This window comes from Chryseobacterium sp. MYb7, from assembly GCF_002979455.1.
Classification (GTDB): domain Bacteria; phylum Bacteroidota; class Bacteroidia; order Flavobacteriales; family Weeksellaceae; genus Chryseobacterium.
Map to the genome: position 1 here is coordinate 132,725 of NZ_PCOU01000008.1, position 12,045 is coordinate 144,769.

General features: G+C 35.8%; 9 protein-coding genes. 4 read left to right on the forward strand and 5 right to left on the reverse strand.

The features are described from left to right. Nucleotides 1-365: 365 nt before the first annotated feature. The gene (locus CQ046_RS08860) at nucleotides 366-1,583 is read right to left on the reverse strand and encodes a type IX secretion system plug protein domain-containing protein (protein WP_105701912.1); all 1,218 of its coding nucleotides are present in this window, start codon (nucleotides 1,581-1,583) and stop codon (nucleotides 366-368) included. A gap of 70 nt (nucleotides 1,584-1,653) precedes the next feature. On the opposite strand from CQ046_RS08860, the gene CQ046_RS08865 reads away from it, so the two are divergent. After that, nucleotides 1,654-2,292, forward strand: coding sequence for an MBL fold metallo-hydrolase (locus tag CQ046_RS08865; RefSeq protein ID WP_105701948.1), 639 nt, complete (start codon nucleotides 1,654-1,656; stop codon nucleotides 2,290-2,292). A gap of 133 nt (nucleotides 2,293-2,425) precedes the next feature. Here CQ046_RS08865 and CQ046_RS08870 read toward each other — a convergent pair whose 3' ends face one another. The 3 genes from CQ046_RS08870 to CQ046_RS08880 are packed head-to-tail and all read right to left on the reverse strand — an operon-like array spanning nucleotide 2,426 to nucleotide 7,592. After that, complete coding sequence (locus tag CQ046_RS08870) at nucleotides 2,426-4,855, reverse strand: TonB-dependent receptor (RefSeq protein WP_105701949.1); 2,430 nt, start codon at nucleotides 4,853-4,855, stop codon at nucleotides 2,426-2,428. Between the two features lie 23 nt (nucleotides 4,856-4,878). Then, the gene (locus tag CQ046_RS08875) at nucleotides 4,879-6,360 is read right to left on the reverse strand and encodes a trehalase family glycosidase (protein WP_105701913.1); all 1,482 of its coding nucleotides are present in this window, start codon (nucleotides 6,358-6,360) and stop codon (nucleotides 4,879-4,881) included. Nucleotides 6,361-6,362: 2 nt separating this feature from the next. Continuing rightward, nucleotides 6,363-7,592, reverse strand: coding sequence for an MFS transporter (locus tag CQ046_RS08880; RefSeq protein ID WP_105701914.1), 1,230 nt, complete (start codon nucleotides 7,590-7,592; stop codon nucleotides 6,363-6,365). A gap of 123 nt (nucleotides 7,593-7,715) precedes the next feature. Here CQ046_RS08880 and CQ046_RS08885 point away from each other — a divergent pair, with 123 nt between their 5' ends. Next, nucleotides 7,716-8,621: an AraC family transcriptional regulator gene (locus tag CQ046_RS08885; RefSeq protein WP_105701915.1), complete on the forward strand. Its 906-nt coding sequence runs from the start codon at nucleotides 7,716-7,718 to the stop codon at nucleotides 8,619-8,621. Between the two features lie 403 nt (nucleotides 8,622-9,024). Here the strand turns inward: CQ046_RS08885 and CQ046_RS08890 are convergent, their stop codons facing one another. Continuing rightward, the gene (locus CQ046_RS08890; protein ID WP_047378998.1) at nucleotides 9,025-9,579 is read right to left on the reverse strand and encodes a thioredoxin family protein; all 555 of its coding nucleotides are present in this window, start codon (nucleotides 9,577-9,579) and stop codon (nucleotides 9,025-9,027) included. Nucleotides 9,580-9,889: 310 nt separating this feature from the next. On the opposite strand from CQ046_RS08890, the gene CQ046_RS08895 reads away from it, so the two are divergent. Together CQ046_RS08895 and CQ046_RS08900 are read left to right on the forward strand one after the other, a co-directional pair. Beyond that, a complete protein-coding gene (locus CQ046_RS08895; RefSeq protein ID WP_089689792.1) occupies nucleotides 9,890-10,486 on the forward strand; it encodes a TetR/AcrR family transcriptional regulator in 597 nt (198 codons plus the stop codon). A 364-nt stretch (nucleotides 10,487-10,850) separates the two neighbouring features. Continuing rightward, complete coding sequence (locus CQ046_RS08900) at nucleotides 10,851-12,011, forward strand: efflux RND transporter periplasmic adaptor subunit (RefSeq protein WP_105701916.1); 1,161 nt, start codon at nucleotides 10,851-10,853, stop codon at nucleotides 12,009-12,011. Nucleotides 12,012-12,045: the final 34 nt, after the last annotated feature.

The window sequence follows — 12,045 nt, forward strand, 5'->3', positions numbered from 1 at the left end:
ATAATATTTGGTTGATTGTGATGACGAATTTATAAACTTTTCACAACAAAATGATATAAATCATGAATAAAATTCAATTGATATTATAAATCAATAAATAAAACACAATGATGATTTTAAAACAAAGAAAATTATTTAAATATAATTTTTCAACAATACAATCTTTAGATTAAAAAATTTAATTAAAATAAAAATTTTGTGAATTATTATTTTTCACTATGCAGTGCATTATAATCGAAAAAATTAAGCCAATTATGAAATTTTACTGCCCGATATTCTCAAAATTGACAAAAAAATAAGGACCATCTTAAGAGACGGTCCTATTTTATAGGTAAATTTTTATGCAATTTGATATCAGATCATGATTATCTTTTATTGGCAATTGGTGTTCTGAATTCACCATATCCCATCAGACCATCATAATTTCTTCCGAAAGGTGCATAATAAAGAAATGCCTGATAAAGGTTTTCTGTCTGCCAGAAGTTACCATTCACTTCTCCAAAATTCAAACCGTTTCCATCTTTTGTCACCAAAACATAGTTATAAAACCCTTGCTTCAGGAATATCTTAGCAACATATTGTTTGGTAGCTGCATCATACTGCATCTGATTTTCTTTGCTTGGTAAAAAATTATTAAACCCTCCTAGAACATAAATCTCTTTATCCACAGGATCCGATTCTAGATAGAAATGTACCCATGAATAGTCAGCTTCTCTTTCGGCATCTCTTTCTCTTCCTAAATCATTTCTTCTATAATACCATGCTCCATTCACATCTGGCTGATATTGATAATTTAAAGGAAATGCCCATACCGGATGCAGATAGGTCTGGTTGACATCATCTTTTATTTCGGTAACACGTACCATATCGGCGGCCATATTCATATTTTTATTATCGAAATAATAAAATTCATTATCTCCCGGGAAGGTAAGATTCATCTGCTGGAAAAGCACCTGGTCTCCTAAAACGCTGCTTGGCTTAAGATTGGAAATGACCATATTCGGGTTGTTATTCTGCATCACATTCATCGTGATTGAATTGACATTGGAAGAAATGTCTCCTCCTTTCGGAGAAACATTCACTTCTACCCTTTGGTTGAGATTAGGCTTTTTTGCATCCGCAAATCTTGAAATATTTAAAGCTACAGAGGTTACATCTTCTACCAGATAAAATCTTTTTTTGAAAAGAGGCTTGTCTGCAGAGTCTTTGTAGACAATCAGTTCATAATTTCCTGAAACCTTAAGCTGGATTTTATCATTCGGAAAAACCAGTTTATAGTGGGTATAAGCCTGTAATGTGTTGAAAGAATACTGAAATTGGTCAAGAAGTGCATTCATACTTCCGGTAGCAAATTCTGTAAAAAACAGATTATCTTCATTCCAGTTTCTATCATAATGTTTGAAGGTATATCGGTAGATCTGACTGCCGTTGGTAAGATCATCAAAACCCAGAACCAGTTGTTCACCTATCTTAATTACCGGAGTTTCATCATTGGTCTGAGGATTGAACAGCTGAACACTTTGGATATTTTGTCCAAAAACCAGTCCGCCCAAAAAAAGTAAGAGTATTTGCAAAGTTTTCATTATGACGAAGATAACGAAAAATAGCCATTTTCTTAATAATATCGTATTTTTGAATAAAAAATACTCAGATATGCTTCAGATTCAAGGTTTCGTATTCAACTTTGCGAGCGAAAATACGTACATCATTTATAACGAAAATAAAAATGCATGGTTAATTGATCCCGGAAATATGAGCGGACAGGAAACTCAGGCTATTAACAACTTCATCACTGAAAACGATCTGAAAATTCAGAAGATACTTCTGACACACGCACACATTGATCATGTATTGGGACTTCAGTGGGCATTTGATACATTCAAAGTTCCTGTGAATATACACCAGGAAGATCAGGAAGTACTGGATATGCTTCAGGCGAGCGGCGTAAGGTTCGGAATGCAGATAGATCCTGTAAAAGTGGATGTAGAATACATCAAGGAAGGGGATGAACTGGATTTGGATGGTGAAAAATTTAAAATATATCATGTTCCGGGACATTCTCCGGGAAGTGTGGTGTATCATAATGAAGATCAGAAATTCATGATTTCCGGGGATGTTCTTTTTGAAGGCAGTATCGGAAGAACAGATCTATATAAAGGAAATTATGATCAGCTGATTGAGGGTATTAAATCAAAACTTTTCACTCTGGATGATGATACGCAGGTTTTCTCAGGACATGGAAACCCTACCTCTATAGGATTTGAAAAACAGTACAATCCGTTTTTGAAGTAAACGATCAGTAATCATTTTCGCAGATTAAGCAGATCTTTTATAATCAAATTTTGAGATTAATTTTTTAAATAAAAATATGAAACCACCAGGAATTTCCGGTGGTTTCATTAATAAGAAGAAATAGAGTCTGTTTTTAGAAATCTAATGTAATGGATGCTCTTACAGCAGCTCCCATAATAGGTCTTGCCATAATAGTTCCATCTCCGTTCGGTGATCCTGCTCTTGGATCTCCTTCTGTGATACCAATGGTATTAAAGATATTGGTTCCATCAACTGCAAAGCGTATTTTTCCCAGCTGATAAGATGTACCCGCCCCGAATTCTGTGAAAGCTGGCAAGGTTTGTACGTTTTTCTCATCCTGGAAACGTTTTCCATAGTAATTCATGCTTGCATAAGCTCTCCAGGCTTTTGTAATATTAACTGCCGGTGAAATATTGAAGAAAAATTTTGGCATTCTTCGTACTACATTTCCTTCAAGAACACTTCCTGCTTCAAGGTTTTTATATTTTGGACTTTGAACCGTTCCGTTGAATGAAACTTCCAACATATTATTGAACAGACGGGCATACCCTTCAAATTCAACCCCGTAGTTTTGTGTATTGGCAAATGTATTTTCAGATTTTCCATTAGAGAAAATATCCGTAAAGGAAAGGTTTTTCAATGTAGAATAGAACGGAATCACTGCAATATCAAAAGTACGCGAATAATACTTGTACCCTACTTCCAGCTGATTGGTTGTTACAGATTTTAACGGTTTATCAGGATTCGGGTTGGAGAAATAATTGTAATATGCTTCTTCATTCGGAGATCTGAAACCGTTAGAAAAACGGGCATATACTGCATTTTCTCTGTTGATTTTATAATTAGCCGCTAAAGTGAAAGACACTTTATCAATATTATAGCTCCAATACGTGTATTTGTTTCCTAACACACTCATATTATCATCAGCAGTTGTCGTGTTGAAACCGTGAGTTCCATCCGTTGTTAACCCTGAATTATTTAAATTGGCAGTCGTTGTATTGGCAAAATTCCCTTTGTAATAATCGTGGCTGTAACGAAGACCTCCATTTACACTTAAAGCATCGGTAATGTTATAGTCTAAGTTTACATAAAGATCATTCAAACTTCCCTGCGTTTGAGTATCTCTCTGTAAAAACGTCATACTGGTCACTCCGTTATACGTTTTTGAATATCCATTATCCAAAGGCGTAAGAGAAGTATCTACAAGGTTCAGCAATTCCGGTCTGTCCGTTGCAGTCGCCAGAATATTACTCCAGTTCCAGTATTGGTGAGACTTCCAGTTTGATTTATAGAAACCTGCTGTAACATTTCCTTTATCAAATTTATAGTTGAACTGCAAATCGTTCACAAAATTATTCATCTGTTTATCAATAGCCCAGAAACCTAGTTCCTGTACATTGGCAGGGTTTACAACAGCTCCGTTGCTTACTAATGAATACTGGTAATTATTTCCGGCAATTCCACTGCGCTTTGCAAAATCGCCAGCTGTGTAGGGTGCTCCGGCAGGGAAAATCCCTGTATAATTCATATTGATATTCGTATATCTTGTTTTGTTTAAAACACTGAAATTATTTCCAAGATCATATTTAAACTCAGCACCCAACACATCTACTTTAGGATGAATTCCGTCTTCAAGATTTCTTTTGAAAAATCCGCCTCCGGCTTGTGGGATATTCAACTGGCTGATTGATCTGTAGCTGTATGTTCCGTAATTAGGATCAAAACCAGGGAATCCTTTCAGATCATTTCCATTTTGAATCAAAGGAATCGGAAGGAAGAATGTATTTCTGTCATCCAGTTTTTTATAATATACTTTCACATAGCCTTTATCAAAGACATATTTCAGGTTCATTCTGATCTGACCTCCGTCATTAGCTTTGAAACCAGTTTTTCTGATTCCGCTGTCTGTTCTGTAGAAACCACCGATGTTGAAGAATAATTTATCCTGAACCAAAGCGCCGCCTACATTAAGGTCTGTACGCATTAGCCCATAAGTACTTGTTTCCACTTTTGCAGTTCCTTTGAAATCATTGGATCCTTCTCTGGTAATAAAGTTGATAAGTCCTCCAGGAGAATTGGTAGCGAAAATAGAACCGGAACCTCCTCTTAAAGCTTCCAGACGGCTTACCGAATTATCTACACGGAAAAAGTTATCTGCATTAGCAAATTGAAGCGCACCATCTTCGAAAACCGGAAGACCGTCTTCCTGTACCTGTACAAATTCATAAGCTCCGGCAGAAGGAATTCCTCTTGCGAAAAGGTTATTTCCTACTTCACCTCCTGAAGTTTCCACAGCAAACCCAGGTACTCTTTGTAATAAAGCAGCTGCACTTATTGGGTTTTGCTTCTGAATTTCTTTAGCACTAAATGTGGAAATCGCAGTACTGGATTCTATTTTTTTCTTAGGACCGGAATTTCCGGTAATGACAATCTGATCTATTGAAGAAACTTTTGCCGAATCTTTCGGAGTTTCCTGGGCATAAGCATTATTAAAGTATAAAGTAGCTGTTGCGGCGATTAAAAAGATCGATTTTTTTTTCATAGCCATATTTTTTATTGTTAGTTTCAGTTTTGTTGTAATTGTAAATACACTCCATTGGTCCAACCGAATCCATCCTGATTGGGATATTCCCCTCCGCCTGCTATTGTTTCTGTGTCTAATGCATTGTATTTTTCCATCAGTTTCCCAGTGTTTTTGTAGACCCTTTCTACATTGGAACACCAGTTGTTTTTAATTTTTTCTGCCAGTTCATCAAAGCCATAATTTTTCATGGCTTTAAATCCTAACCATTGATAAGGAGCCCATGCATTGGGAAGATCCCACTGCTGTCCTGAGTTTTTGGTTGTCGTAACAAGCCCTCCCTGGTAAAGGAACTTCTCAGCAATAGCTTTAGCAACTGCCTCAGCCTGCTCCTGATCTGCAATTCCAAGGAATAAAGGGTAAAGAGCAGCAATATGTTCAGACGGTGTGTTTGTGTTTTTTTTAGTGTGATAATCTTTATAATTGTTAGTATTTCCATCCCAGAAATAGGTATTGATCATCTGTCTTCGGCTTGCTGCTCTTTCTGAAAAATAATTATTTTTTTCACTCAGATTTTGAAGTGCTGAAGATTTCGCCAAAGTCATTTCCAAATGCCACAAAAGGCAGCTCAGATCAACCTGCGCAAGGTTCAGCGTTTCTATCGTCTGTATATTTTCTCCGTCTGCGAACCATCTGCTGGAAAAATCCCAGCCAGATTCACAGGCGCTTCTTATGTTTCTGTAAAATTCGTCACCTGAAGTGGTCTCATGATCTTCAATGTCGATCAGATAACTTTCGGGACGTGGTGCATTTTCTGCATCATAATAACGGTTCAGAATATCTCCGTTTGTTGTTTTAACCACCCTTTTTACACTGGATCCGTTTTCAAGCCATTCTTCGCCATTCATCCAGAAAGCATATTCTTTCTCCAGTGTTTCGTGATATTTCGTATAAATTCCTTCGTCTTGTGTCGTTTCAAAAAGAAGATCCAGCATTAATGAAAAATAAGGCGGCTGAGATCTGCTCAGGAAATGGGTTCTGCTCGCATTCGGAACAAATCCTACATTTAAGATCAGATAAGAACAGTTTTCAATAATGTTTTTCATCATTTCTATTCTTCCTGAAACCTGTAATCCAAGCATGATAAAATAGCTGTCCCAGTAAAAAAATTCATTAAAACGGCCTCCCGGAACGATATATGGTTTTGGTAATTTTAAAAGGGTTCCTTTTTCTTCATATGCTGTACGGGTCAATTCATCCCATAACTTTTCAATATGTTCACCAATGGGAAGTTGTTCTTCTCTGTGTACAGAAACTTTTGCTCCTAAAAAGTCAAAATGAGTCATCACAAAATCTTTCAGATTAAAACCTTCGGTATTTTTTGATTGTTCATAATCCTCATTAATCTTTGCAATTGGAAACAGAGGAACTGCATCCGTCATCATTTTCTGATCTTCAAAAATTTCAGATCTCTGTACCGCATCAAACAGACTTTGAATTTCGTTTATGTAAAGCTGATTACTCATTGTTATTTTTTAGGATTAATTTTTAATTTATTCATGAAAACCGCCGATGTGATCAGCAATGAAAGTGGAATCAGAGAAAGGTAAAACGCCTGCTGCCCGCTGAACTCCTGAAACACAAAACCGGTAATAATAGAACCTATCGTTCCTCCGATTGCTGAGAAAACAACAATCAATCCTGACATGGCACTGTGCAGATATTTGGGGATAGATGCCAGAATTACAGAATTAATGCTTGGATAAATAGGTGCCAGCAGACCTCCCATTAAAGGAAATAAATAAACCACCAAAGGGGCATTCATCCAGTTTGTATTCGTATCAATATGAATATTATGGGTAAGAGGTAAAACCAGTAGTAAACTGATGGCAAAACCAACCACACAGAAAGAAACTACATAGATCCAGCTGAATTTTTTGGAGAAGAATCCCGATAAAAATCTTCCCAACGCAAAAGCTCCTGCCAAAACCGCTCCCGCCTGAATGCTCATGGATGTAGGTACTTTTAAAATTTCCTTATAAAATGTAGGTGTCCAGGTTTGAAAGCTCTGTTCCACCAATACAAAAAGGAAAGCACATAATAAAAAGCACAAAACTTTTTTATAACTGAAAAGGCTTACACTGTTTCTTAAATCTCCCAAGAGATCTGTTTTCTCACTTTTAGCCTCCTGTTCATTCAATTTTGAAAAGAATAAGAATAAAAAAGATAAGCTTGAAAGTCCTCCCAGAATCCAGTATACATTCAGCCATTCTGTAGATTTCGGATTATGATCATCTATATATAAGCTGAATAAAACATTTCCTGCCAGTACTCCAATCATAAAAAAACCTTCCAGAAATCCCATAAAACTGGAATGTTCTTTATCAGTTTCCGTTACCAATCCAATAGAAGTAAAAACCGATATTTTGATTAATGCAAATGAAACTCCTACGGTTGCAAATAATAATTTAAAAACCCAGAAGTCATTGGTAAACGGCATTACAAAACACATGCAGCTTACCAGTAATAAGGCAATCAACATTGATTTTTTGATTCCTATCTTCGGAAGAAATGAAGCCAGAATGAAAGAACATATGGCAATCGGAAGATCTTTGAAGCCTTCCAGAACACTGGCCGAAGATTTTGAAATCCCAAAATTCTGCTGTACCTGTAGAATGACTGTTCCTACAGAATTCAGAAGAATTGCGAAGACAAAATAGTTTAAAAATAAAACGGCCTTGATGTTAAGATTTTTCATTCAGGTTATTTCTTGTCGGCTAAGATAGAAGCATTTCTGTTAACGATAATTTAACACAGTAAATCAATATTTGAACTATATTAATATATTTAGTATTTTTAATGAATAAATATGATTAATTAGATGAAAGTTACTTTTGAAAGGGTCATCCCTAATGAAAAGAGTTCATTCCGAACGATTCATAATAACTCTCCTATTTCAGAATTCAAATGGGAATATCATTATCATCCCGAAATTGAGCTAGTATGTGTCATTTCCGGGAACGGAACCCGCCATGTAGGCTATCATAAAAGTAATTATACGAATGGAGATCTGGTATTAATTGGTTCCAATATTCCCCACTCCGGATTTGGACTGAATTCTATTGATCCTCACGAGGAAATTGTGCTTCAGTTCAAAGAAGAAATCCTTCAGTTTCCACAGCAGGAAGTAGAAGCCAGATCTATTAAAAATCTGTTGGAACTTTCTAAATATGGGATTCATTTTCATCATAAAGTAAAAAAAGTAATGCTTCCCAAACTGAAGCTGATGTTAGAATCAGAAGGCTATAAAAGATATTTACTATTGCTTGAAATTCTTTTTGAGCTTTCGAAATGTGAGGATTATGATCTCTTAAATAAGGAAATCATGCCTTATACCATTATTTCAAAAAATAAAACCCGCCTTGAGAATATCTTCACCTATGTAGAACATCATTACGACAAAGAAATTGATATTGAAGACGTTGCCAAACTGGCCAATCTTACTTTACCGGCTTTCTGTAATTTCTTTAAAAAAGCGACACAGATTACTTTTACAGAGTTTGTAAACCGTTACAGAATCAATAAAGCATGTCTGCTGATGGCCCAAGACAGGTCTATTTCAGAATGCAGCTATCAGTGTGGGTTTAATAATGTAACGTATTTTAACAGGATGTTTAAAAAATATACGGGGAAAACACCTTCAGAGTTTATCAGGAATTATTCTCATAATAAAGTAAATGTAGATTTGAAGATTGAAAAGGAGACTAAGGTCAAAGTAAGCTTTTAATAGTTTGGCTCTTGTTTCAATTTCTGCGGTCATACTAAAAGTTCTATTTGTCCATTCCGTAGGAATCCAGACTTACTTTCAAAAAGTTTACAATAAAAGAATACAAGCAATGTTGAGACTCTTATGAAGTGACAATTCGCGTGGTTATACTAAGCGTTATGCTTGTCCATTCCGTAGGAATCTAGACTTACTTATAGAAAATTTACAGAAGTTTATTAAAAAAATGTGATGCTGAGACTCCTACGGAGTGACAAAGTAGCTGGAGAAATTTAATTATGTATAAAGCGCTTTATCGTCTGCCAAGTCTGCTGTAGAAAGCCTCCACGTATGAATCAACAAGAAACAAAAAAGCCACTCCAAAAGAGCAGCTTGTATTATAAACCAGTAACTAAATAACCAGCAATTATTTCCATTTAATATTGCATCCCATGCTAGGTCTTTGAATTTCTTCCTGCGCTTCTCCCGCCAAAAGATTTTCAAAAGCAATAATCAGATCCTCACCTGTAACATCTTTATTATTTCCAGGTCTTGAATCATCCATCTGACCTCTGTATACAAGATCCAGTTTATCATCAAAGAAATAAAAATCCGGTGTACAAGCAGCCTCGTAAGCTTTAGCTACAGCCTGGCTTTCATCAAATAAATAAGGGAAATCAAAATTTCTTTCAATTTGGAATTCGATCATTTTTTCAGGAGAATCTGCCGGGTATTTTTCAATATCATTAGCATTAATGGCAATGAATTCAATTCCACGTTCGTTATAATCTTCGTATAATTCATTGATCTTGTCGATCACATGAAGAACAAACGGACAGTGGTTGCACATGAAGATCACCAAAGTTCCTTTTTCTCCTTTCAGTTCGTCCAAAGACTGAAGTTCATTCGTTTTTGACGGGTTAGGAAGCTCAAAAAACGGTGCTTTTGTTCCTAATGCCAGCATATTTGAGGGAGTATTCATATCCTTTTTTCTTTACCGCAAAGATAGATATTTCTTTTATTAATTAGGAAGAAGACATTTTCATTTTTAATAAAGTAAGGAAGCTGGAAGCTGGAGGTGGGAAGATTTTAGGCTTCAAAAATAGTTATAGTCAAATTCTATTATTATAGTATTCAACCCTAAAAAGAACTTCCAGCCCCCATTTTTCCTGCTTCCAGCCTTTGATTTATTTTTCTTTAAATAGTCGCCCAATCTATAAAATTCATAATATCCTTTGGAAGTTATATCAAAAAGTTTGTAGTTTTGCTAACGCTGTTAGTAAATAAATATCATGGGTCTACATGAACGCCGTCAACGAGAAAAAGAATCCATCCGTGCAAATATTTTGCAGGCTGCTTTTACTTTGGCTAAAACTGAAGGCTGGGCATCACTTTCTATGCGAAAGATAGCAGACGCTATTGAGTATAGTGCCCCGGTGGTGTACGATTATTTTGAAAATAAAGAAGCTATTTTATTTGAAATCTCATTAGATGGCTTCCACAAGTTACATATAGAATTATTAAAAGCTCAGCAGAAACACAGTACTCCGGAAGAACAGCTTGTTGCCATTGTGGATGCTTACTGGAACTTTGCTTTTAAAAACAAGGAATATTACCAGCTTATGTTTGGTCTTGGAATGCAGTGTTGCGGAAAAGGTCAAATGAAAAAGGAATTCTCATCATTTCAGGAGCTTATCTATGAATGCACTTATGAGATTATAAAGAAAAACGGATCCAATCCGGACAATGCCTGTCATATGTCTCACGCTCTGTTTTCTGCCGTACACGGAATGATCTCTATTATGATGATGCGTACAGCTGATATCCCTTCTACAATGAATAAGACTACATTGGACGAAACTGTTTCGGCTTTTATTAAGTCTTTGTAAATTTTTTTTGAATTAAAAATTAACACCGTTAGGAAATTTAACGCTTAATTAATTTAAATTATTCTGTTTTTCCTGATTAAAAACTCAATCTTTTATGAAACCATTCATAGTATTCAGTTGTTAAAATTAGTCATTTTTTGCTTATCAATTAACACTGTTAGTAAAATTAACACACCTTACACCATCACTATACACTTAAATACATTAAAAACAATTTTCAATTATGGAAACAATCGACTTCATTGGACATTAAAAATTCTGTAATTTTTTTTGAACTAATTATTAACACTGTTAGGAAAAAATACAGCATTTACTAAAACACTTTACTTACCTCTAACACTTCATTAAAAAAATTAAACCAACAATGAAATTACCTGGAAAAACAAGGTTTATTGTACTTATTGCAAGTATAATTCTTTTACAGAGCTGCACAAAAGCCGCAGAAGGAACCAATGCCGCACCTCCAGCTCCAGAACTTCCGGTTTATACCGTTATTACATCACCCGCTACTACATATCAGGAATTCCCAACTGCTTTGGAAGGGAAAAACAACGTAGAAATCAGATCTCAGGTAGACGGATATCTGGATAGAATCTATGTAGAAGAAGGTGCTTATGTAAGAGCAGGACAACCGTTATTTAAAATAGATTCAAGAAGCTACGGCGAGCAGATGAATATGGCTCAGGCTAATCTTCAGGCTGCCAATGCCAATATCCAAAAAGCAAGAGTGGAAGTAGACAGAATTCAGCCACTGGTTGCTGCAAAAGTAGTTTCTGATGTACAGCTTAAAACAGCAAAAGCCAATTATGAAGCTGCCGTTGCCGCTGCTTCTCAAGCCAGAGCCTCTGTTGGAAGCGCAAGAATCAATGTAGGATTTACAACGATTACAGCTCCTGTAAGTGGTTATATCGGAAGAATTCCTTACAAAAAAGGAAGTTTGATCTCAAGAACAGATGTAAATCCATTGACATTATTATCTGATATCAGTGAAATCTATGCCTACTTCTCTTTAAGTGAACTTGATTTCATTGCTTTCCAAAACAAATACCCTGGAGCAAGCTTAGAAGAAAAGCTGAAAAATATGCCGATGGTAGATCTTGTCATCGCCGATAACAGTACTTACCCTGAAAAAGGAAGATTAAGCATTGTAGACGGACAGTTTGATAAAACTACCGGAGCCATCAGTGTACGTGCCGTTTTCCCTAATACCAACGGAACTTTAAGAACCGGAAATACAGGAAGAGTGCGTATGCCTCAGCTGATTTCGAATGCAGTAGTTATTCCCCAGGAATCAACATTTGAAATTCAGGATAAAACCTATGTATACGTGATGGATAAAGATAAAAAAGTAATGGGGAGACCTATTAAAATATCCGGAAAAACAGACAGTTATTACTTTATTTCTGAAGGACTTTCCCGTGGAGAAAAAATAGTATACACAGGAATTGGAAGCTTAAAAGACGGTGCATCCATCAGACCGAAAAATATTTCGTCTGACAGCTTATTAAAAGCGAAACCATTATAGTCCTTTCCGAAAACAGAAGACTTAAAAAAATAAA